This is a genomic window from Thiocystis violascens DSM 198 (assembly GCF_000227745.2).
Taxonomy (GTDB): domain Bacteria; phylum Pseudomonadota; class Gammaproteobacteria; order Chromatiales; family Chromatiaceae; genus Chromatium; species Chromatium violascens.
This window is the reverse complement of record NC_018012.1, coordinates 4,246,772-4,268,233: the sequence shown is the minus strand read 5'-3', so window position 1 is coordinate 4,268,233 and position 21,462 is coordinate 4,246,772. Positions and strand designations below refer to the sequence as shown.

Below are 21,462 nucleotides of genomic sequence, written 5' to 3'. Positions count from 1 at the left end.
TCACCCCTTCAGCGAATCCAGATCCTCGACATTGATGGTCTGCCGATTGCGGAATAAAACGACCAGAATCGCCAACCCGATGGCGGCCTCGGCCGCGGCGACGGTCAGGATGAAGAAGACGAAGACCTGTCCGGTCATGTCGCCGAGAAAATGCGCGAAGGCGACGAAGTTCATGTTGACCGCCAGCAGCATCAGCTCGATGCACATCAAGAGCAGGATGACGTTCTTACGATTCAGAAAGATCCCGGCAACGGCGATGGAGAAGAGAAAGCCGCCAAGGATCAGATAGTCGGAGAGTGCGATCATTCGGTCTCTTCCTTATCCTGAGAGTGGCCGCCCGCCAAGGCTGGCATCGGAACCCGGTCTTCCGTGGCCATCTTGACGATCCGAATCCGGTCCGGTCCCTTTTTGACGCTGACCTGACGGGACGGGTCGATGTACTTGGTGTCGGGCCGATGACGGAGCGTCAGCCGGATGGCGGCGACAATGGCGACCAGCAGAATCACCGAGGCGATCTCGACCGGATAGAGATACACCGTGTAGAGCAGCAGTCCGAGTTCGCGGGTATTGCTGACATCCGCGCCCAGTGGCGCGGGCGCTGGGAAGGTGTCCAGGCCGAAATTCGCCGGCCCCACGACCAGTAACATCTCGATGGCCATCACCACGGTCACCAGGGCGCCCAGCGGCAGATAGCGGATGAACCCGGCCCGCAGGGTCGCGATGTCCACATCGAGCATCATGACCACGAACAGGAACAGCACCATGACCGCGCCGACATAGACCAGGATCAGCACGATCCCCAGGAATTCGGCCTCCAGCAGCACCCAGAGCGCCGCGCTCGTGACAAAGGCCAGCACCAGGAAGAGCACCGCATGAACCGGATTGCGCCGGGTGATCACCATCCCCGCGGCCCATAGGGTGATGAGCGCGAAGACATAAAAGAGAAATTTTTCAAAGCCCATAATTAAACCGCGTCCAGAGCGATAGGTGGAGTTGTGAGTGAGAACAGGCTCACAGGAACCAATGAACGTCACCGCCGACGCGGTTTAAGCTATTTGATTCTTTCATCTTCTTATTCTTTGAATCGCGTCCAGCGCCAACGTCCGAAGTCGTCGCAACGGTGGATTTCAGTAACAACATTACATGCCACTCCAAGACGCGGTTCAACGGTAGGGCGCGTCGGCCGCGCGGGCCGCGGCAATCTCGGCCTCGTATTGATCCCCGATGGCGAGCAGTTTGTCCTTGGTCATGATGTGCTCGCCGCGATTCTCGAAGTGATATTCATAGATGCCGGTTTCGACGATGGAGTCGACCGGGCAGGACTCCTCGCAGAATCCGCAGTAGATGCACTTGAAGAGGTCGATCTCGTAGCGCGTGGTCCGCCGCGATCCATCCTCGCGCGGCTCGCACTCGATGGTAATGGCCAGCGCCGGACAGACCGCCTCGCACAGCTTGCAAGCAATGCAGCGTTCCTCGCCGTTCGGATAGCGACGTAGTGCGTGCAGCCCGCGGAAGCGCGGCGAGAGCGGTGCCTTCTCCTCCGGATACTGGACGGTGAATTTGCGCTTGAACAGATAGCCGCCGGTCAGGGAGAGCCCCTTGAACAGCTCGATCATGAACAAGCTCTGGAGATAGTCGCGCGCGGCTTTCAGCATCGGTTGTCTCCGGTTCAAGCGGACCACCAGGGCGGCAGTCGGTAAATCACCGCCAGCGCCACGACCAGGATCCAGACGATCGTGATCGGAATAAAGACCTTCCAGCCCAGGCGCATGATCTGGTCATAGCGGTACCGGGGAAAGGTCGCCCGGAACCACAGAAAGAGGAACATGAAGAAGAAGGTCTTCAGCAGCAGCCAGTGGAAGCCGTCATCGAGCAGAAAGACGCCGTCCACCCAGGACTGCGGAAGCGGCGACAGCCATCCGCCCGTAAACAGCAGGGCCGCCAGGGCCGAGACCAGGATCATGTTGGCGTATTCGGCCAGGAAGAAGACCGCGAAGGCCATGCCCGAATATTCCACATGGAAACCGGCGACGATCTCCGACTCACCTTCCGCCACGTCGAATGGCGCGCGGTTAGTTTCGGCGACCCCGGAAATCAGATAGACCCCGAACAGCGGCAGCAGCGGTAGCCAGAACCAGGTGAGGATACTGCCCGACTGGGCGTTGACGATATCGCCCAGATTGAGGCTCCCGGCCGCGACCAGTACCCCGACCAGCGCGAACCCCATGGCGATCTCGTAGGCGACGATCTGGGCGGCGGAACGCATGGCGCCGAGCAGCGCGTATTTGGAATTGGAGGACCAGCCGGCGATGATGATGCCATACACGCCGAGCGAGGTGAGCGCCAGGATATAAAGCAGACCGGCGTTGATATCCGCCAGCACCAGCCCTTCGTCGAAGGGGAACACCGCCCAGGCGGCCAACGCCGGGGCGATGGCGATCATGGGCGCCATCAGAAACAGGACTTTATCGGCCTTGGTCGGGATGATGATCTCTTTCATCATCAGCTTGACGGCGTCCGCGATCGGTTGCAGCCAGCCACGCCAGCCGACGCGATTCGGACCGATGCGGACCTGGATGTAGCCGATGACCTTGCGTTCGGCATAGGTGTAATAGGCCACCAAACCCAGCAGGGGCAGGACGATGACGGTGATCTTGAGCAGGATCTGGATCACCAGCGGGAGTGCGTTCCAAAGTTCGATCATCGTTGCCTCGTCACTACTCGCCAGTGGTCGACGGTTCGGTCATGCGCACGAGTCTGACCGGACCGATCTGATCGCCCAACCCCGCGCTCCCCTCGACACCGGCGGGGATGCAGGCGCAACCCGGCGGCACCCGCTCGTCGATGAAAACGCGCGCCAGCACCTCACGCTCGCTCACGTCGACATCGCTTGGCGCGGGCTGTTTCACCAGGACCAGATCCATGGCGGCGAGTCCCTCGCGGGCAGCCTGCTCGGGATGCAGATAAACACCGAAGGACGATCCCGGCAGTTGCGTCTGCTGAAGGGCTGGCGCGCGCCGGACCAGTGGGTCCGCGGCATAGATGGGTACGCCGCCGATCCGCATCAGGTCCGATTGGACCGGATGCTTGGTCACCTCGAAGTCATCGCGCGGGCGGTTATCAAACTCGATCTCGCCACAGATCGCGGCGAGCTCATCGTGCACCTGAGCCCCATCGCGATAATCGAAGCCTTTCAGATCCAGCAGATTGCCAAGCACCCGTAGCACCTTCCAGCCCGGACGCGCCTCGCCCGGCGGTGGTACGGCACCCTGGAAGCGCTGCCAGGTTCCGCTGGCATTCACATAAGTTCCCGAGGTTTCGGCGAAGGCGCCGATGGGCAGCAATACATCGGCCGCCGTCTCCAGGGACGGTGAACGGAAGGCCGAGCAGGCGACCACGAAATCGGCTTTGGCGCAGGCATCCATGGCTGCGGCGGGGTTGCCCAGATCGAGATCCGGTTCCACGCCCCAAAGGACCAAGGTCTTGAGCTGAGCGTTCAACATTCCGGCAACTGAAAAACCAGGTTGATCGGTCGGTCGAGCACCGGGCAAGCGATCCGGATGCGCTCCAGCCAGATAGGCGCCGACGCTGTTGGCGGAGGCAGGCAGATAGCCCAAGCGGCAATGAGCGGCATCGGCAATCGCATGGGCCAGCGCCTTGAGCAGCGCGTAATCCGGATGCGCCGCGGCGAGTGCGCCAAGCAGAACCAAGCCGACCCCCTGCTGGCCGACCTGACTCAGACAGGCTGCGGCGGCGGTATGCTCTTCGGTCGGCTCGCTCGCCGAGATGACAGCTCTCAGCACACCCGAGTCGGATACCCCAAGGGTTTTAGCGATCGCAGCCAGATCCGCGATCATCGCCGACGGCGTGCCGACCATCTGACGCGCCGGATGGTTCAATTCCAACCGGAGCGGATTGACGCAAACCACTTCAGCGCCCGCCAGAACCGCCTTGCGGACGCGGTGCGCCAGCAGCGGCTGTTCCTGACGAAGATCGCTGCCGATCAGCAGAATGCCCTGCTGAACCTCCAGTTCCGCGATCGGCACGCCCAGCCAGGGCAGGAGCGGATCGGCGGCGTCGCCGCTGAAATCCTGCTGACGCAGACGGTGATCGAGATTCGGGCAACCCAGATCGCGCGCGATCCGCTGGGCTAGATAGAATTCTTCCAGGGTCGCATTAGGGGCCATGAGCCAGCCCATGTCGGCGGCCTCGGCGGATTTAAGCCGTTCGGCGACCAAGGTCAGGGCATCCGACCAGTCGATCTCGCGCCAGACCCCATCCTGTTTGATCATTGGGCTATTGAGTCGGTCGTCGCTGTTGAGTCCGGCATAACTGTAGCGGTCACGATCCGAGATCCAGGTCTCGTTGACCGCCTCGTTCTCGTTCGGGTGTACGCGCATAACCCGCTGGCCGCGCACATGCAGACGCAGATTCGAGCCGACGCCATCGTGCGGCGCGATACTGTTCGCGCCGATTAGCTCCCAGGCGCGGGCGGTAAATCGATAGGGTTTAGAGGTCAACGCGCCCACCGGGCACAGGTCGATGACATTGCCCGAGAGTTCGTGGCTGACGGCGTGGGCGACGAAGGTGCCGATCCGCATGTCCTCGCCCCGGCCGGTCGCGCCCAGTTCGCGGACACCGGCAATCTCGGCGCAAAAACGCACGCAGCGGGTGCATTGAATGCAGCGCGTCATGTCGGTCGCGATCAACGGACCCAGATCCTCGTCCTTGACCACCCGCTTGCGCTCGGTGAACCGGGAGACATCGTCGCCATAACCCATGGCGACATCCTGTAACTCGCACTCGCCGCCCTGATCGCAGATCGGACAGTCCAGCGGGTGATTGATCAGCAGGAATTCCATCGTGCCCTGTTGGGCCTCGATCGCCTTGGGCGAGCGCGTCCAAACCTTCATGCCATTACCGACCGGCGTCGCGCAGGCGGGCACCGGCTTGGGGAAGGGGCGACCGCCCTGCTCCGCCTCGACCAGACACATCCGGCAATTCGCGGCGATGGACAGCTTTTTGTGATAACAGAACCGGGGAATGGAGACGCCCACGCGGTCGGCGACCGCGATGATCATCTCGCCCGGCGCCGCTTCGCAGGCGCGACCGTCGATCTCGATGGTGATCTTATCCGTCATGAGAGTGTCTTTCCTAAGCCGCCAGCGCGCGGCCATGCTCGATCAGATAGGCAAACTCGTGCCGATAGTGCTTGAGAAAGCTTTGCACCGGCATCGCCGCCGCATCGCCCAGGGCACAGATGGTGCGTCCGCCGATCCGACCCGCGACGCTTTCGAGCAGATCCAGATCCTCGGGGCGGCCCTTGCCGTCCAGAATCCGGCCAAGAACCCGTGCGAGCCAACCGGTTCCCTCACGGCAGGGCGTGCACTGACCGCAGGATTCGTGCATATAGAAGTGCGCCAGGTTGTGCAGCAGCTTGACCATGCAGGTACCCTCGGCGATCACGATGACCGCGCCCGAGCCCAGCATGGAACCCGCCTTGGCGATGCAGTCGTAATCCATGTCGACGCCCATCATCATTTCGCCCGGCACCACCGGCACCGAGGATCCGCCCGGAATCACCGCCTTCAGCGTCCGGCCATCCAGGACACCGCCCGCCAGTTCCAGCAGATCCCTGAACGGGGTACCCAAAGGAACCTCGAAATTGCCAGGGCTGTTGACATGACCGCTGACCGAAAACAGCTTGGGGCCACCGTTGTTGGGACGCCCCTGCTCCAGGAACCACTGGCCGCCCTTCTCCAGGATGACCGGGACCGAGGCGAGCGTTTCGGTATTGTTGATGGTCGTGGGCTGGCCATAGAGTCCGTATTGCGCCGGGAACGGCGGCTTGAAGCGCGGCTGCCCCTTCTTGCCCTCAATGGATTCGAGCAGTGCCGTCTCCTCGCCGCAGATATAGGCGCCGGCGCCCATGTGCGTGTAGAGATCGAAATCGACCCCGGAACCCTGAATGTCCTTGCCGAGCAGACCCGCCGCGTAAGCCTCCTGGATGGCGGCCTCGAAGCGTTCGATGGGCTCGTAAAATTCGCCGCGAATGTAGTTATAGCCGACGGTCGCGCCAATGCAGTAGCCGGCGATCGCCATGCCCTCGATCAACTGATGCGGGTTGTAGCGCAGGATGTCGCGATCCTTGCAGGTTCCCGGCTCGCCTTCGTCGGAATTGCAGACGATGTATTTCTGACCAGGCGCGGTGCGCGGCATGAAACTCCACTTGAGCCCGGTCGGGAAACCCGCGCCGCCGCGCCCGCGCAGATTGGATTTTTTGACTTCGTCGATCAACTGGTTTGGATCGATCTGGTCGCGCAGGATCTTTTCCCACTGCGCATAGCCGCCAAGGCCGCGATAGGCGTCCAGGGTATGACGCACATCCGCAGCGAGATGCAGGTTACGAAAGCAGACCGTATTCTGATTCTGGACCATGATCTCACTCCAACCCGTCGATCAGCTTGTCCAGCGACTCAGGGGACAGATTCTCGTGGTAGGTCTTGTCCACCAGCACCGCCGGCGCATCGCGGCAGGCGCCCAGACACTCGACCTCCTTGAAGGTGAAGCGGCCATCCGCCGTCGTTTCACCGGGATGCACGCCATACTTGGATTCGACGTGATGGATCAAGTCCTCGGAGCCGCGCAGCAGACAGGAAATACTGTTGCAGACACAGACCTTGTGTTTGCCCTGAGGCTCCAGATCGTACATCCCGTAAAAGGTCGCGACCTCATAGACCGAAACCTCGGGCATGTCGAGATAGACCGCCACCTCGTCCATCAACTCGCGCGTCAGCCAGCCGCCATTGGCATCCTGTACGAGGCTCAACGCGGGCATGACCGCCGATTGTTGCCACTCGGATGGATATTTCGCGATCAGGGCGTCGATGGCCGCGCGAATCTCCGCAGTGAAGAGGGTCGATTTGTCGCGATCATGGATGACGGCGAGGGGTACATTACGAAAACTCATCAGCGGTCGATCTCCCCGAACACGATATCCAGTGTGCCAATGATCGCCACGACATCGGCCAGCATGTGCCCCCTGGACATCTCGTCCAGCGCCGCCAGATGCGGGAAGCCGGGCGCGCGCACCTTCAGCCGATAGGGCTTGTTGGCGCCATCGGACACGATATAACAACCGAACTCGCCCTTGGGCGCCTCGACGGCGGCGTAGACCTCGCCGGGCGGCGTGCAATACCCCTCGGTAAAGAGTTTGAAGTGATGGATCAGGCTTTCCATGTCGTCCTTCACGGCCGCGCGCCTGGGCGGCATGACCTTGTGGTCATCGATCGCGACTGGTCCCGGATTGTCGCGTAGCCACTGCACGCATTGTTTAATGATTCGGTTGGATTGGCGCATCTCTTCCATGCGCACCAGATAGCGGTCATAGCAATCGCCATTGACGCCGACCGGAATATCGAAATCGACCTCGCCGTAGGCGGCATAAGGCTGCTTTTTGCGCAGATCCCATTCGACTCCGGAGCCGCGCAGCATGGGGCCGGTAAAGCCCAACTGGAGCGCGCGCTCGGGCGACACCACACCGATACCGACGGTACGCTGTTTCCAGATGCGGTTGTCGGTCAGCAGGGTTTCGTACTCGTCGACATGCGCGGGAAAGCGGTCGGCGAAATCGTCGATAAAATCGAGTAGCGAACCCTGACGGGCGTCGTTGCGCTTGGCAATCGTCTTCGCGCTATGCCATTTGGAGCTGCCCTGATACTGGGGCATTCGATCCGGCAGATCGCGATAGACACCGCCCGGACGATAATAGGTCGCGTGCAGTCGCGCGCCCGAGACCGCCTCGTAGCAGTCGAGCAGATCCTCGCGCTCGCGGAAGCAGTAAAGGAAGATACTCATGGCGCCGATATCGAGCCCATGCGCGCCGAGCCACATGAGGTGATTCAGGATGCGCGTGATCTCGTCGAACAGGGTACGGATGTATTGCGCGCGCACCGGCGCCTCGACCCCGAGCAATTTTTCGATAGCGCGCACATAGCCGTGCTCATTGCACATCATGGACACGTAGTCCAGCCGATCCATGTACCCGATACTCTGGTTGTAGGGCTTGGACTCGGCCAGCTTCTCGGTGCCCCGATGCAACAGCCCGATATGCGGATCGGCGCGCTCGATGACCTCGCCATCCATCTCCAACACCAGACGCAGCACGCCATGGGCGGACGGATGCTGAGGACCGAAGTTCAGGGTGTAATTGCGGATCTCAGGCATTGGCCGACTCCTTGCCATCCTCGGCCTTGACGTAGCGGCTATCCGCGCGGATCACCTTGGGAACCAGCACGCGGGGTTCAATGGACACCGGTTGATAGACGACGCGACGCTGCTCGGGGTCATACCGCATCTCGACCTGGCCGCTCAGCGGAAAATCCTTGCGGAAGGGATGACCGATAAAGCCATAGTCGGTCAGGATGCGCCGCAGATCCGGATGGCCACGGAAAAGAATCCCGTAGAGGTCGAATGCCTCGCGCTCGAACCAATTGGCCGTGGCCCACACCGGAATCACCGAGTCCACCATGGGCCGGTCACCACCGGCATAGACGCGCAGACGCAGACGACGATTGTGCGCCAGCGAGAGGAAATGGTAGACCACGGCAAAGCGCTTCGGATCGTCGGTCGCGACATCGAGATCCCGATCCACGCCTCGCCCGAAGCCGGTATTCGACGCCTCCTCGGTCTCCCACTCGGACTGACCGAAGGCCGCGTAATCCACACCGCAGAGGTCGATCAATTGCTCGAAGCGAAAATCCGCGTGATCGCGCAGAATCCAGGCGACCTCAAGCAGACGATCCGCTGGAACGATCAGCGTCAACTCGCCAAACTCGTCGAGCAGATCGCAGCCAAATTCCGCGAAGCGTTCGAGAATGGCGGCGGCAAGCGCATCGAGCCTGGCATTGCGGGTCAGGGAATGTATAGCCATGTGATCTGAAAACACTCAGCGGGCGATGGTATTCGTGCGGCGGATTTTATTCTGTAGCTGCAGAATGCCGTAGAGCAGCGCCTCCGCCGTCGGCGGACAGCCCGGCACATAGACATCGACCGGTACGATCCGATCACAACCGCGCACGACCGCATAGGAATAGTGGTAATAACCGCCGCCATTGGCGCAGGAACCCATCGAGATCACCCAACGCGGCTCGGCCATCTGGTCGTAGACTTTGCGGAGCGCCGGGGCCATTTTATTGACCAGCGTCCCGGCGACGATCATCACGTCCGACTGACGCGGACTCGGGCGAAAAACGATGCCGAAGCGGTCCAGGTCATAACGCGCGGCGCCGGCGTGCATCATCTCGATGGCGCAGCAAGCCAGACCAAAGGTCATGGGCCAGAGCGAACCGGTGCGCGCCCAGTTGATCAGCTTATCGGCGGTCGTAGTGACGACGCCTTCTTCAAGGATGCCTTCTATTCCCATTCCAGCGCCCCCCTTTTCCACTCGTAGAGAAAGCCAACGACCAGGATGCCGAGGAAGACCGCCATCACCCAGAAGGCAAGAATTCCGAGATCGCCGATCACGACAGCCCAGGGAAAGAGAAAGGCGATTTCCAGATCGAACACGATAAACAGGATCGCCACCAGATAGAAACGCACGTCGAACTTGAGACGGGCGGTCTCGAATGCTTCAAAGCCACATTCGTAAGGGGCGTCTTTGTCTTTGTCCGGCCGACGCGGCCCAAGCAGGTAGCCGAGCACGAGCGGACCGACGCCTACCAAGATCCCGACGAGGATGAAGAGCAGGATCGGAAGATAGTTCTCAAGCACTGTCCCCTCACTGTTATTTTTTTCATGCGTCTAGGCGATGAGGGAGTCTAGTGCAGCCGTTGCTTATATGTCAACCCGAAGATCAATCCAAAATATTAAGTTTTTCAAGCATTTGGGCCACTTTATTACCAAAAAAAAACGGCATGCCGCGTAGGCGGCATGCCGTAATTTTTTGCGATTGGTGCCGACGGCCAGACTCGAACTGGCACGGCTTACGCCACTACCCCCTCAAGATAGCGTGTCTACCAATTTCACCACGTCGGCAGGATAAATCATTTAGTCGTCTCTTCATTCGGAGCTGGAGTCACGTCCGCTGCTGGCGCTGAATCAGCCCCGTTATTCGCTCTCTCTGATGGCACCCCACCCTGAATCTCGGGAACTGTCTCAACCGCTCCAGGCAATGCGGGCACATCGGTCGCGGTATCAGCCTTGATCGATCCCGGCTCACCAGGAATCGCCGGGATGTCAGAGACCGGAGCCGGGTTCGGCTCGATCGCCTTGGGAGACTCATTGATGATCGCGGTATCGCCAAGGTCGTCCATCAAGCCGGCGGGTTCGTTCCCCTGAGTGGCATAATACGCCAGCGCCATACTTGTCAGGAAAAACAGGGTTGCTACGATAGCAGTGATTCGCGTCAAAAACGAGCCCGACCCCTGAGATCCGAAAACCGTCTGAGAGGCGCCACTCCCGAAGGCAGCGCCAGCATCCGCCCCTTTGCCATGCTGAATCAGCACCAGACCGATCAGTCCGAGCGACAAAAAGACTTGGGCAACTGTCAAAATGGTTTGCATGCGCTACTCTTTTTGGAAACTCAGCGGACGAGCCTTAGCCCGCCACCAGATCGCCAGCCTGACAGATCGCTAGAAAATCAGCAGCAACCAGAGAAGCTCCACCGATCAGGCCTCCATCGATATCGGCTTGCGACAGCAGATCGCGGGCATTCGCGGCTTTCATGCTGCCGCCATAGAGAATCCGGATCTTCTCGGCAATCGTTTGACTGCGTTCCGCGATCCGCTGACGGATGAACGCATGCACATCCTGAGCCTGCTCGGGAGTCGCAGTCATCCCCGTGCCAATCGCCCAGACCGGTTCATAGGCAATCTCGGCCTGATGGAACGCATCGATCCCAATTTGACTGATAACACCGTCGAGCTGACCGGCAATCACGTCTTCTGTCAGTCCCTGCTCACGCTGTTGCAGGGTTTCGCCGACGCAGAGAATGGGGATCATACCCTGACTCGCGCAGGCGGTCAGCTTTTCCGCGATGATCGCGTCCGTTTCGCCATAATATTCGCGGCGCTCGGAATGACCGCAGATGACATAGCAACAACCGAATTCGGCCAGCATAGCGGCGGACACTTCACCCGTGTAGGCGCCGACATCCTTGGTGCAGACATTCTGCGCGCCGAGTTTCACCGACGCGCCGGAAAGCAATCGTTCACCGAGAGACAGAAACGGAAACGGCGGGCAAACCACGATTTCCGTTTTGGAGATCGTCGACGCGCCAGCAACCACACCAGACAACAGCGCTTCGGCGCTCGCCCTGGTGCCGTTCATTTTCCAGTTTCCCGCGATCAATGGCTGGCGCATAACGGAACTCCATAAAGTGAGCCAGCGATCATAGCCATTTTTTTGCAGAATTCAAGCGCAAGTTTGGCGGCGGGCCGAGAATCGAGGCAACATTCAGCCAAGGGAACCATTTATACCCCCGGCCTCTTTCCTTTAAACTGACGACATGACAAAAGATAAAAAGAGCAAGACCCCCGGCAACGCGACCATCGCCCTCAACAAGAAGGCGGGCCACGATTTTTTCATCGAGCAGCGCATCGAGACCGGCATGGTCCTTGAGGGTTGGGAGGTCAAGAGCCTGCGCGCGGGGCGGATCCAGCTCAAGGAAAGCTACGTCAAGATCCTGCACGGCGAAGCCTTCCTCATCGGCACCCACATCTCGGCGCTGGCCGCCGCCTCCACCCATATCAATCCGGACCCCACGCGCAGCCGCAAGCTGCTGCTCAAGCGCCCCGAACTGAACCGACTGATCGGACTGATCGAACGCGCCGGATACACCCTGGTGCCAACCGCGATGTACTGGAAACGGGGCCGGGCCAAGCTCGAAATCGGCCTCGCCAAGGGCAAAAAACAGCACGACAAGCGCTCGACCGAGAAGGATCGCGACTGGCAGCGCGACAAGGAACGCCTGTTCAAGACCGGCTGAGCTTGCCGGGGAACCAAAGCGCGTCTATAGTGACCAATCGATCACCTGGGGGCGACATGGCTTCGACGTGGGTCGCAAAACCTGAGGTGCATGCCGAGGCGCGGTTACCTCGTAAATCCATCCGCAAACTTATAGTTGCCAACGACGACAACTACGCTCTCGCTGCTTAACCCAGCGAGCCTCTGACCGTTTCTCGCCTGTGGGCGACGGGTTCCAGGGGTAAAATTACACAGGATCGCGGAGATGGGCGTCCGGACCTGATCCGCTAAAACCTAACGGAATCGCTGACCGACCGCCCTGCCCTTCGGGCAATCGGGAAGCTAAAAAACAATAGAATGGGCTAAGCATGTAGAGCCAATGGCAGAGGGCTTGCGGACGCGGGTTCGATTCCCGCCGCCTCCACCAATTCAACATCCGCGACACTCCGTGAACGATCAAAACCCGCCTACGTGCGGGTTTTTTATTGCATTGCTTGTCCGAACCACGGGGAGCGGATCACCTGCCGCCTGTGCGCGACATCATTAGTAGTAGGGGCGAATTCATTCACCCCTTGTGCGGTGATCGAGATGTCGGTGTCGGACTAAGCGAAGACGCATCGACTCGGCGTACCCGTCTCGCATCAGCCCGCTGGCAAGGGCGCCACCAAAGAACCATAGAGTGAACGATTCAGAATGACAGGGAATGCCCTTAAAGACATCGAGCAGGTCGAATCCAGCCTCTGGGAGGCCGCCGATCAGCTCCGCGCCAACTCCAAACTGACCTCCAGCGAATACGTGATGCCGGTACTCGGCATCATCTTTCTGCGACACGCCTTCAACCGCTACAAGGCGGCCCGAGCCGCGATCGAGGCCGACCAGACGGCGGGCAGGATGCCCAAGCGCCCACTGGTCAAGGCCGACTTCCTCAAGCGGCGGGCGATGCTGCTGCCGCTGGAGGCGCGCTTCGACACCTTGCTCGAACGGCCAAAAGACGCCAACCTCGGCGCGGCACTGGTTGGGGCCATGAACGCCATCGAGGCCGACTTCGCGCCGCTCGCCGGTCAGCTCCCCAAGGACTACGAAGGCTTCGACCCCGATTTGCTCGAAAACCTGCTGCGCATCTTCGACAGCGAGGCGCTGCGCACCGCCTCGGGCGACGTGTTTGGGCGCATCTACGAATACTTCCTGATGAAGTTCGCCATCCAGGGCGCGCAGGACAGCGGCGAGTTCTTCACGCCGCCCGCGCTGGTGCAGACCCTCGTCAACGTCATCGAGCCCGATCATGGCATCGTCTTCGATCCCGCCTGCGGCTCGGGCGGCATGTTCGTGCAGTCCAGCCACTTCATCGAGGATCGCGGCGGGGACACCAGCCATCGGGTGACCTTCTACGGTCAGGAGAAGACCGGCACCACCATCCGGCTGGCCAAGATGAATCTCGCCGTGCATGGCCTGGAGGGCGACATCCGCGAGGCCAACACCTTCTACGAGGACGTACATAGCCTCTACGGTCGGTGCGACTTCGCCATGGCCAATCCGCCCTTCAACGTGGACATGGTCGATGCATCCCGCGTTGCGGGCGATTGCCGCCTGCCGTTTGGACTGCCAGGCACCACGAAGAACAAGCAGACGAAGAAGGAGACCGTCTCCAACGGCAATTATCTCTGGATCTCCTACTTCTGGAGCTACCTGAGCGAGACGGGGCGGGCCGGTTTCGTCATGTCCTCCCAGGCGTCTAGTGGTGGCCATGGGGAGGCGTTGGTGCGCCGCAAGCTGGTCGAGACCGGCGACGTGGACGTGATGATCGCCATCCGCTCCAACTTCTTCTACACCCGCACCGTTCCCTGCGAGCTGTGGCACCTGGACCGCAGCAAGCCCGAGGAACGGCGCGACCGGGTGCTGATGATCGACGCCCGTAACGTCTACCGGAAGGTGACGCGCAAGATCTACGACTTCAGCCCCGAGCAACTCGCCAATCTCACCGCCATCGTTTGGCTGTACCGAGGTCAGCGGCAACGCTTCCTGGATCTGGTCGCGGGCTATGTCGACCGCATCCGCGACGAGATCGCCCTGATCGAGGAGGCCGTGCTCGCCTTCGAGGAACGGCTCGTCGAGATCGAGGACGGGCTCAAGGCATTCGCCGATGGCATCGGCGCCATCGCGGACATCGAGGAGGCGCAACGGCAACCGCTGTCCGATGCACTGGCCGAGTTGACCGAGGCCGAGAGCGCCTACGAGACCGACCGCACGTCCCTGATGGATGCCCTGGCGACCTTCGCCGCGATGACAGCCAAGACACCGCCCGCTGGCAACACGGATCAGCACGCCGCCCGGCACGCCTTCGCCCCATTGGCCGAACGCATCAAGGGCCTGGTCAAACAGATCGATCTGCTCTACAAGCTCGCCGCCCGCGCCGCGCAATTGGCTCAGGATCTCGCTCGCGACGAGCCTGTAGGGGCGAATTCATTGGAGCTTGTAGGGGCGAATTCATTCGCCCGCGACGCCAAGGCCCTGTCACGCCGCCTCAAGCCGCTCGATGCCGAGCGCAAGACCGCCGTCGAGCAGATCAAGCTCGCCGTCTATTTCCACCGTCAGATCGTCTGGCTCCAGGAACGCTTTCCCAAGGCCGAATTCGTCGCCGTGCCGGGTCTGTGCAAGTCCGTCACTCGTGCAGAAATCGAGACCGCCGACTGGAGCCTGACCCCCGGTCGCTATGTCGGCGTCGCCCCACCCGAGGAGGACGAGGATTTCAATTTCGAGCAGACCCTGCTTGACATCCATGTTGAGTTGGCGGACTTGAATCGTGAGGCGGTCGAGTTGGCGACACGGATTCAGGCGAATTTTGAGGAGTTAGGCGTGTGAGGTTCGCTCCTATTCCATTCGTCACGCTTTACGCTGAGCCTTCCCGAAATGGGGTTTACAAGCCAGCTCCGTTTCGAGGGCGCGGAATCAAGTTGGTCAATATGGGCGAACTCTTTGGAAATGAGTTCATTGGATCCCAAGAAATGGAGCGCATCGAGTTATCCGCAGCTGAGCTGGGCAGGTCAGGACTTCAAGATGGTGACCTTTTATTTGGTAGGCGCTCTGTCGTCGAGGCTGGCGCCGGAAAATGTGCCTTAGTCGTTGCTCCAACAGAGCCGCTAACTTTCGAGTCATCAATCATCAGGGTGAGGCTGAATCAGGACAAAGCCAACCCGAGATTTTTCCATTATTTTTTTGCGTCCCCAGAAGGACGCGGATTAATCAGAACTATTGTCTCTGGCGCAACTGTAAAGGGGATACGTGGAAGTGAGCTTGCAAGGCTGCCGGTAGTTGCTCCACCCTTGCCTTTGCAGAATACAGTCGCCGAAATTCTGAAAGCCTACGACGACCTGATCGAAAACAACCGCCGGCGGATGGCGCTGCTGGAGGAGTCTGCGCGGCAGATCTACCGCGAATGGTTCGTCCGCCTGCGCTTCCCCGGCCATGAGCACACTCGCATCATCGAAGGTGTACCGGAAGGATGGGAGCGGACGACTTTTGGTGATCTGTGCTGCGAAATACGAGAGACCGTCAATCCCGAAGCGCTCGATCCGGACACTGCCTACATTGGCTTAGAACATATTCCCCGCCGATCAATCGCCCTGACTGAGTGGGGCACAGCGGAACAGGTGACGAGCAGCAAGCACCGATTCGCGGCGGGAGATGTCCTGTTCGGAAAGATCCGTCCGTACTTTCACAAGGTAGGGATCGCATTTCTGGACGGAGTAGCGTCCTCTGATGCGATCGTGCTTCGCCCTTACCACCCGCACCATCTTGGTTTCGTCTTGATGACCGCGTCGAGCGATCCGTTTGTGGCCACCACCGCTCAGACAATGCGAGAGGGCTCCAAGATGCCCCGCGCGGATTGGAAGCAGATGCGGGCATATCCTGCACCACTACCGCCGCCCGGACTGTTGGATAGCTTCCAGGCGACCATCGAGCCGATCGTGGAACAGTTAAGGACTCTCACGTTCGCCAACCAAAAACTCCGCACCGCCCGCGACATCCTCCTCCCCCGCCTGATGAGCGGCGAGATCGCGGTATGACGCTGGAAGACCAGCACACCGACCGCAAGTCGCTGCGCACCGTCACCGGCAAGAACCCGCATTGGGACGAGATAGCCAAGGACTGCGTCTGCTTCGCCAATAGCCAAGGCGGTCGACTCTTGATCGGGATCGAGGATAACGAGACAGAGCCGCCTGCCGGACAAGGGATTCCACCGGAACTGATCGATCGGCTGCGCAAACGGATCGGCGAGCTGACGGTGAACGTCCAGGCGTTGCCCGGCGTGCAGCGGGCCGCGAACGGTGGCGAATTCATCGAGTTGCTGATCGACCGCTCGCCGAGCGTCGCCTCGACCACGGATGGGCGCTACTTCCTGCGGGTGGGCGATAGCTGCCGACCGATCCTGGGGGATGACGTGCTGCGCTTGGCCAACGAGCGGCCAGGCCGCTCCTGGGAGTCGATGGAGGCCGGTGTCGTGTGTGCCGCGACGGATCCTGCCAAGCTCGCCGGTTTCGTGCAGGCGATCCGCGACTCCGACCGGGTCAAGGACTCGGTGAAGGAAAAAGGACCGGATGAGCTGCTGACCCATTACGGGCTTGCCCAAGGGGCAACGCTGACGCGGCTTGGTGTTCTGTTGCTCGGCACCATGACCGATCGGCGGGCCCTGGGCACCGCGCCCTTGGTGCAGGCGATCAAGTACGACATGCTGGGGCAGAAGATCAACAAGTGGGTGTGGGACGATTGTGCCTTTTCGCCGGTAGAACTGCTGGATGCCGTCTGGCAAGAGATCCCCGACTTTCGCGAAAGCTATGAAGTCCCGGAGGGGATGTTTCGATCCAGCGTGCCGGCCTACGACGAAAAGGTGGTGCGCGAGCTATTGGTCAACGCACTGGTGCACCGGCCCTACACGCAGCAGGGCGACATCTATTTGAATCTGCATCCGGATCGCCTGGAGGTGGTCAACCCCGGCCGGCTGCCCCTGGGGGTCACCCCACGCAACATCCTGCACGCCAGCCGCCGCCGCAACGACGCGCTGGCGCGGGTCTTTCACGACTTGAAGCTGATGGAGCGCGAGGGCAGCGGTTTCGATCTCATGTACGACCGGCTGTTGTCTCAGGGCCGACCGGCGCCGCTGATCGAGGAAGGCGCGGATTGGGTCAAGGTGACCATCCAGCGGCGTATCCTCAAGCCGGAGGTCATCCGGTTAATGGCCGCAGCCGATGCGCGTTTTCAGTTGACTCAGCGTGAGCGCATCACCCTCGGCGCCCTGGCGCAAACCGAAGGCATGCCGGCGCGCGCGCTGGCCAACATGCTGGAGACGGAGACCCTTGAACCCCTGGCGCTCTGGCTGGGGCGACTCCTCGAATGGGGCCTGGTGCACACGACCGGAAAGACCTCTGGGACGCGCTACTTCGTTGCGCCGGAGTGGTTACGCCAGGCAAATCTCGACGATAGAACCACCTTGACGCGGATTACACCGCATCGGTTGACGGCGCTGATCCTGGAGGACTTGGGGCGCTACCCCGACTCGTCCACCCCGGAGATCAACCGTCGGATCGGTACGGAGATTTCCGCCAAGACCGTCAAGCGCGCGCTGGATGGATTGGCGGCAACGGGCCAGGTGACCTATCGGGGAGAAAAGCGCTGGCGCCGGTATCGACTGGCTGACTCGTCGCCGGCAGCCTAAAGGACAACGGCAGCGGAAGTGTTTGAGCGAAGTCCTTCTCAGCGTGGCGCTGATTCGCTAAGGTCTCGACTGGAAAGGGTATTCATAAAGGACAAAGGGTGGTGAATGTCCTTTATGGTTCGATGGAATGTCCGATAGAGGAAATCCGATGGCCGTGACCGACATCAACAGCGAAGACCGCCTGGTCCAACAGACCTTCGCCAACCATCTGCATGAGGTGCTGGGTTGGGACCGTCTCTACGCCTGGAATCAGGAGACCTTCGGGCCGAATAGTACGCTTGGGCGCAACGACACGACCGAGGTCGTCCTGATCCGCGATCTGCGCGCGGCGCTCGTCCGGCTCAACCCGGAACTGCCGGAGCAGGCAATCGAGGAGGCCATCACCAAGCTGACCCGACAGGATTTCAGCCGCTCGCTGTTGCAGCACAACCAAGCGTTTTACCGCTTCATCCGCGACGGGGTGCCGGTCAGCTATCGGGATGCGAAAGGGCAGATGCGCCAGGGCTATGCCAAGGTCATCGACTTCCGTCAGCCGGAGAATAACCGCTTCCTGTGCGTGCGCGAACTGAAGCTCACCGGGCGACGCACCCCCAACTACAATCGTCGCGCCGATCTGGTCTGCTTCGTCAATGGCCTGCCGTTGGTTTTCATCGAACTGAAGGCGGTCTACAAGAACATCCGCGCCGGCTTCGACGGGAATCTGCGCGATTATCTGGATGAGCATGTCATCGCCCATGCCTTCCACCACAACGCCTTTCTGATCGTCAGCAACGGACATCGGGCGCGCTACGGCTCCATCACCAGCGGCTGGGAGCACTTCGCGGAATGGAAGCGCCAAGACGAGCGCGACCAGGGCAGCGTGGAGGCCGAGGTGCTGCTGAACGGTATGCTCGCCAAAGACCGCTTGCTCGATCTGGTGGAGAACTTCATCCTGTTCGACGCCAGCAAGGCAGGTGCCGTCAGGAAGATCGTCGCCAGCAATCATCAGGTTCTTGGCGTGAATCGAGCCGTTGATTCGGTCGTTCGACAAGAGGCGCTGAAACGCGCGTTTCCGCCGGGTCAACGCCTGCGCAGCCGGGTCATCGAGCTGCCGCTCGAATCCCGACAATTTCTCAAGGCGGCCGAAGAACCCAGCCCCTACATCCCCAAAGGACCGCTGGAGCTGATCGAGCGCGCGCATCCGGACCTTGGCCGGCTTGGCGTGTTCTGGCACACCCAGGGCAGCGGCAAGTCGTATTCGATGGCCTTCTTCACCGAGAAGGTCCGCCGGAGCGTACCGGGCAATTTCACCTTCGTCCTCATGACGGACCGCAACGACCTGGACAGCCAGATCTACAAGACCTTCGCTGGTTGTGGGGTGGCGGACGAACGGACGCCGCGGGCGGGCTCGGGGAAGGAACTGGAACAGTTGCTCAAGGAGAACCATCGTTACGTCTTCAGTCTGATCCACAAATTCAACCAGGACGTGAAGCCGAACGAGCCCTACAGCGAACGCGACGACATCATCGTGATCTCGGACGAGGCGCACCGGACCCAGGCCGGCAAGCTGGCGCGCAACATGCGACTGGCCCTGCCGAATGCCGCCTTCATCGGCTTCACCGGTACGCCGCTGTTCAAGCACGACGAACTGACCAAGCGCATCTTTGGCGGCTACGTCTCACGCTACGACTTCAAACGCTCCGAGGAAGACGGCGCCACGGTCAAGCTGGTCTATGAGAATCGCGGAGAGAAGCTCGGCATCGCTAGGCTCGATCTGAACGACCGCATCGCCGAGAAGATCGAGGAGGCCGAGTTGGACCCCGATCAGGAGGCGCTGCTGGAGAAACTGCTCGGCAAGGACTACGAGATCATCACGGCCGACGAGCGCCTGGACAGGATCGCCGACGACTTCGTCGAGCATTGCGCGACCCGTTGGGCGTCCGGCAAGGCGCTGTTGGTGTGCATCGACAAGATCACCTGCGCCCGCGTCCAGCAGCGGATCCTGCCGCGCTGGCAGGCCAAGGCGGCCGCCGTGCGCCGCGACGCGGATGCCAGGGAAACGGATCTCAAGGCCGCGACCGATCCGGACCTCCGGCAACGGCTGTACGCGCAACGCGATCGGCTGATGGAACAGGCCCGATGGCTCGACGAGACGATCATCGAGATCATCATCAGCGAGGGGCAGAACGAGGTCGCCGACTTCAGGAAATGGGGCTTCGACATCATCCCGCACCGAGCATTGATGAAGCAGGGTTTCGAGACGGTGGACGGCAAGCGGGTGGATGTCGAGACGGCCTTCAAGAACCCTGAACATCCCTTCCGTGTCGCCATCGTCTGCGCCATGTGGCTGACCGGGTTCGATGTGGAGTGCCTGTCCACCCTCTACCTCGACAAGCCGATGAAGGCCCACACCCTGATGCAGGGCGCCAACCGGCGCTACCCTGGTAAGGACTTCGGCCTGATCGTCGACTACAACGGCATGCTCAAGAGTCTGCGCTCGGCGCTCGCCCAGTATGCGCTTGGCGATGAAGGCGAGGGTGAGGAGGAGATCGTCGCGCCCATCGAGGAGCGGGTGCAGGCATTGTTGGAAGCCATCGAGGCGACCGAGGCCCATGTCCGTGGGCTCGGCTTCGAGATGCAATCCCTCATCGGCACTCAAGGATTTGCCCGCATCAAAGGCATCGCGGATGCCGTGGATGCCGTCTACACCAACGATGAGTCCAAGCGGCGTTTCGAGATCCTGGCCCGTCAGGTCTTCGTCCGTTTCCGGGCGCTGCTGATGGAACCGTCGGCGTTTGCCTACGCCGAACGGCACGACAACATCGAGGCCATCGACAAGAAGCTCACGGAGCGGCGCGACACGGCGGATGTCACCGAACTCTTGAAGGAACTGCATCGCATCGTGAATCAGGCGATCCGCGCCGAAAAGCCGGGCAATGACCAGGCCGAAGGGCTGACCTTCGACCTCAGCCAGATCGATTTGGAACAACTCCGCGACGAGTTCGCGACAAAGGTCAGGCGCAAGGCGACGGCGCTTCAGGACATCCGCGAGATCGTCGAGCAGAAGCTCGCCGAGATGCTCAGGCACAATCCGCAGCGGATGGATTACGACAAGCGCTACCAGGAGATCATCGCCGACTACAACCGCGAGAAGGACCGAGTCACCATCGAGGAGACCTTCAGCCGTCTGACGGACTTTCTGGCCGGTCTCGACGAGGAGCAACGGCGCGCCGCCGAGGAAGGCTTGGACGAGGATGAATTGGCGCTGTTCGATCTGCTGAAGAAAGACCATCTTCGGTCAGGCGGAGCGCGAACAGGTCAAACAGGCAAGCCAGAGGCTGTTGACCGCGCTGCGCGGACTGCTGGCGCCGCTGGAGCGCTGGACCGATAAGGAGCAGACCCAAGCCGAGGTGGAAATCTTCATTCTGGATCGGCTTTACAGTGATTTGCCGTCGCCGTCCTTCACTGAAGCGGACAAGCAGGAAGCGGCGGCGATCGTTTATCGGCATGTCTGGCAACAGTCGGTGAGCGGTGCGTTCCTTTCAGGATAGCGAATGGCCAAGCGATCCTGGACCCGCGCCAGCGATCGCCATCCAACGAAGTATCCACACATACCCTTTCGATTATTCTTCGGGAATCAAGGGGAGCAGTTTCGAGCCCTTCGGCTTCGCTCAGGGCGAAGAGCATAGCCGACGCAAGGATCGGCTTGTCGAATGGAACGAACGGGAAATCCTCGGACTCGGAGCGTGAAGCCGTTCGTGGTTCGAGTGCCTCACCACGAACGGCTTCAAGCGGCGAATCACACGAGC

19 protein-coding genes, 1 tRNA gene and 1 other RNA gene are annotated in these 21,462 nt (G+C 60.8%); 7 read left to right on the top strand and 14 right to left on the bottom strand.

Annotation, left to right across the window (positions count from 1 at the left end):
- The 14 genes from nuoK to tpiA all read right to left on the bottom strand — a co-directional run bounded on the left by nuoK (window position 1) and on the right by tpiA (window position 11,361).
- The gene (nuoK, locus tag THIVI_RS18955; RefSeq protein WP_014780145.1) at window positions 1-306 is read right to left on the bottom strand and encodes an NADH-quinone oxidoreductase subunit NuoK; all 306 of its coding nucleotides are present in this window, start codon (window positions 304-306) and stop codon (window positions 1-3) included.
- Window positions 303-962: an NADH-quinone oxidoreductase subunit J gene (locus tag THIVI_RS18950; RefSeq protein WP_014780144.1), complete on the bottom strand. Its 660-nt coding sequence runs from the start codon at window positions 960-962 to the stop codon at window positions 303-305. The genes nuoK and THIVI_RS18950 overlap by 4 nt, the downstream gene beginning before the upstream one ends.
- A 201-nt stretch (window positions 963-1,163) precedes the next feature.
- On the bottom strand, window positions 1,164-1,655 hold the full coding sequence (nuoI, locus tag THIVI_RS18945) for an NADH-quinone oxidoreductase subunit NuoI (protein ID WP_014780143.1): 492 nt from the start codon (window positions 1,653-1,655) through the stop codon (window positions 1,164-1,166).
- 14 nt (window positions 1,656-1,669) lie between these two features.
- On the bottom strand, window positions 1,670-2,704 hold the full coding sequence (gene nuoH / locus THIVI_RS18940; RefSeq protein WP_014780142.1) for an NADH-quinone oxidoreductase subunit NuoH: 1,035 nt from the start codon (window positions 2,702-2,704) through the stop codon (window positions 1,670-1,672).
- Window positions 2,705-2,717: 13 nt separating this feature from the next.
- A complete protein-coding gene (gene nuoG / locus THIVI_RS18935) occupies window positions 2,718-5,141 on the bottom strand; it encodes an NADH-quinone oxidoreductase subunit NuoG (protein WP_014780141.1) in 2,424 nt (807 codons plus the stop codon).
- Window positions 5,142-5,154: 13 nt separating this feature from the next.
- Window positions 5,155-6,438, bottom strand: a complete 1,284-nt coding sequence (gene nuoF, locus THIVI_RS18930) for an NADH-quinone oxidoreductase subunit NuoF (RefSeq protein WP_014780140.1) — start codon at window positions 6,436-6,438, stop codon at window positions 5,155-5,157.
- A 4-nt stretch (window positions 6,439-6,442) separates the two neighbouring features.
- On the bottom strand, window positions 6,443-6,970 hold the full coding sequence (locus THIVI_RS18925; protein ID WP_014780139.1) for an NADH-quinone oxidoreductase subunit NuoE family protein: 528 nt from the start codon (window positions 6,968-6,970) through the stop codon (window positions 6,443-6,445).
- Window positions 6,970-8,226 (bottom strand): NADH-quinone oxidoreductase subunit D, encoded by a 1,257-nt coding sequence (locus THIVI_RS18920; RefSeq protein WP_014780138.1) that lies wholly within the window; start codon window positions 8,224-8,226, stop codon window positions 6,970-6,972. Before THIVI_RS18920 ends, THIVI_RS18925 begins: the two co-directional genes overlap by 1 nt.
- Entirely contained in the window at window positions 8,219-8,932 is a 714-nt protein-coding gene (locus THIVI_RS18915; protein ID WP_014780137.1) for an NADH-quinone oxidoreductase subunit C, read from the bottom strand. The genes THIVI_RS18920 and THIVI_RS18915 overlap by 8 nt, the downstream gene beginning before the upstream one ends.
- Before the next feature lie 15 nt (window positions 8,933-8,947).
- The gene (locus THIVI_RS18910) at window positions 8,948-9,424 is read right to left on the bottom strand and encodes a NuoB/complex I 20 kDa subunit family protein (protein WP_014780136.1); all 477 of its coding nucleotides are present in this window, start codon (window positions 9,422-9,424) and stop codon (window positions 8,948-8,950) included.
- Window positions 9,415-9,771, bottom strand: coding sequence for an NADH-quinone oxidoreductase subunit A (locus THIVI_RS18905; RefSeq protein WP_014780135.1), 357 nt, complete (start codon window positions 9,769-9,771; stop codon window positions 9,415-9,417). The genes THIVI_RS18910 and THIVI_RS18905 overlap by 10 nt, the downstream gene beginning before the upstream one ends.
- 179 nt (window positions 9,772-9,950) lie before the next feature.
- Window positions 9,951-10,035, bottom strand: a tRNA-Leu gene (locus THIVI_RS18900).
- Between the two features lie 8 nt (window positions 10,036-10,043).
- Window positions 10,044-10,562: a preprotein translocase subunit SecG gene (gene secG, locus THIVI_RS26360; RefSeq protein ID WP_014780134.1), complete on the bottom strand. Its 519-nt coding sequence runs from the start codon at window positions 10,560-10,562 to the stop codon at window positions 10,044-10,046.
- Window positions 10,563-10,596: 34 nt separating this feature from the next.
- A complete protein-coding gene (gene tpiA / locus THIVI_RS18890; RefSeq protein ID WP_014780133.1) occupies window positions 10,597-11,361 on the bottom strand; it encodes a triose-phosphate isomerase in 765 nt (254 codons plus the stop codon).
- Window positions 11,362-11,506: 145 nt separating this feature from the next.
- On the opposite strand from tpiA, the gene smpB reads away from it, so the two are divergent.
- From smpB to THIVI_RS25400, 7 genes are all read left to right on the top strand, one after another.
- On the top strand, window positions 11,507-11,986 hold the full coding sequence (gene smpB, locus THIVI_RS18885) for an SsrA-binding protein SmpB (protein ID WP_014780132.1): 480 nt from the start codon (window positions 11,507-11,509) through the stop codon (window positions 11,984-11,986).
- Window positions 11,987-12,033: 47 nt separating this feature from the next.
- Window positions 12,034-12,391: a transfer-messenger RNA gene (gene ssrA / locus THIVI_RS24045) on the top strand.
- Between the two features lie 266 nt (window positions 12,392-12,657).
- Window positions 12,658-14,823, top strand: coding sequence for a type I restriction-modification system subunit M (locus THIVI_RS18880; RefSeq protein ID WP_014780131.1), 2,166 nt, complete (start codon window positions 12,658-12,660; stop codon window positions 14,821-14,823).
- 101 nt (window positions 14,824-14,924) lie between these two features.
- A complete protein-coding gene (locus THIVI_RS18875; protein WP_014780130.1) occupies window positions 14,925-16,028 on the top strand; it encodes a restriction endonuclease subunit S in 1,104 nt (367 codons plus the stop codon).
- Window positions 16,025-17,674 (top strand): ATP-binding protein, encoded by a 1,650-nt coding sequence (locus THIVI_RS18870; RefSeq protein WP_014780129.1) that lies wholly within the window; start codon window positions 16,025-16,027, stop codon window positions 17,672-17,674. Before THIVI_RS18875 ends, THIVI_RS18870 begins: the two co-directional genes overlap by 4 nt.
- A 148-nt stretch (window positions 17,675-17,822) precedes the next feature.
- Entirely contained in the window at window positions 17,823-21,044 is a 3,222-nt protein-coding gene (locus THIVI_RS18865) for a type I restriction endonuclease subunit R (RefSeq protein WP_217160916.1), read from the top strand.
- Window positions 20,995-21,204 (top strand): hypothetical protein, encoded by a 210-nt coding sequence (locus THIVI_RS25400; RefSeq protein ID WP_217160915.1) that lies wholly within the window; start codon window positions 20,995-20,997, stop codon window positions 21,202-21,204. Before THIVI_RS18865 ends, THIVI_RS25400 begins: the two co-directional genes overlap by 50 nt.
- Window positions 21,205-21,462: the final 258 nt, after the last annotated feature.

Coding starts and splice junctions, on each gene's coding strand:
- THIVI_RS18915 (WP_014780137.1), bottom strand. CDS start 8,932: ATGGCTATACATTCCCTGACCCGCAATGCCAGGCTCGATGCGCTTGCC.
- nuoK (WP_014780145.1), bottom strand. CDS start 306: ATGATCGCACTCTCCGACTATCTGATCCTTGGCGGCTTTCTCTTCTCC.
- tpiA (WP_014780133.1), bottom strand. CDS start 11,361: ATGCGCCAGCCATTGATCGCGGGAAACTGGAAAATGAACGGCACCAGG.
- smpB (WP_014780132.1), top strand. CDS start 11,507: ATGACAAAAGATAAAAAGAGCAAGACCCCCGGCAACGCGACCATCGCC.
- THIVI_RS18910 (WP_014780136.1), bottom strand. CDS start 9,424: ATGGGAATAGAAGGCATCCTTGAAGAAGGCGTCGTCACTACGACCGCC.
- THIVI_RS18865 (WP_217160916.1), top strand. CDS start 17,823: ATGGCCGTGACCGACATCAACAGCGAAGACCGCCTGGTCCAACAGACC.
- THIVI_RS18870 (WP_014780129.1), top strand. CDS start 16,025: ATGACGCTGGAAGACCAGCACACCGACCGCAAGTCGCTGCGCACCGTC.
- THIVI_RS18920 (WP_014780138.1), bottom strand. CDS start 8,226: ATGCCTGAGATCCGCAATTACACCCTGAACTTCGGTCCTCAGCATCCG.
- nuoI (WP_014780143.1), bottom strand. CDS start 1,655: ATGCTGAAAGCCGCGCGCGACTATCTCCAGAGCTTGTTCATGATCGAG.
- secG (WP_014780134.1), bottom strand. CDS start 10,562: ATGCAAACCATTTTGACAGTTGCCCAAGTCTTTTTGTCGCTCGGACTG.
- THIVI_RS18925 (WP_014780139.1), bottom strand. CDS start 6,970: ATGAGTTTTCGTAATGTACCCCTCGCCGTCATCCATGATCGCGACAAA.
- THIVI_RS18875 (WP_014780130.1), top strand. CDS start 14,925: ATGGGCGAACTCTTTGGAAATGAGTTCATTGGATCCCAAGAAATGGAG.
- nuoG (WP_014780141.1), bottom strand. CDS start 5,141: ATGACGGATAAGATCACCATCGAGATCGACGGTCGCGCCTGCGAAGCG.
- nuoF (WP_014780140.1), bottom strand. CDS start 6,438: ATGGTCCAGAATCAGAATACGGTCTGCTTTCGTAACCTGCATCTCGCT.
- THIVI_RS18880 (WP_014780131.1), top strand. CDS start 12,658: ATGACAGGGAATGCCCTTAAAGACATCGAGCAGGTCGAATCCAGCCTC.
- nuoH (WP_014780142.1), bottom strand. CDS start 2,704: ATGATCGAACTTTGGAACGCACTCCCGCTGGTGATCCAGATCCTGCTC.
- THIVI_RS18950 (WP_014780144.1), bottom strand. CDS start 962: ATGGGCTTTGAAAAATTTCTCTTTTATGTCTTCGCGCTCATCACCCTA.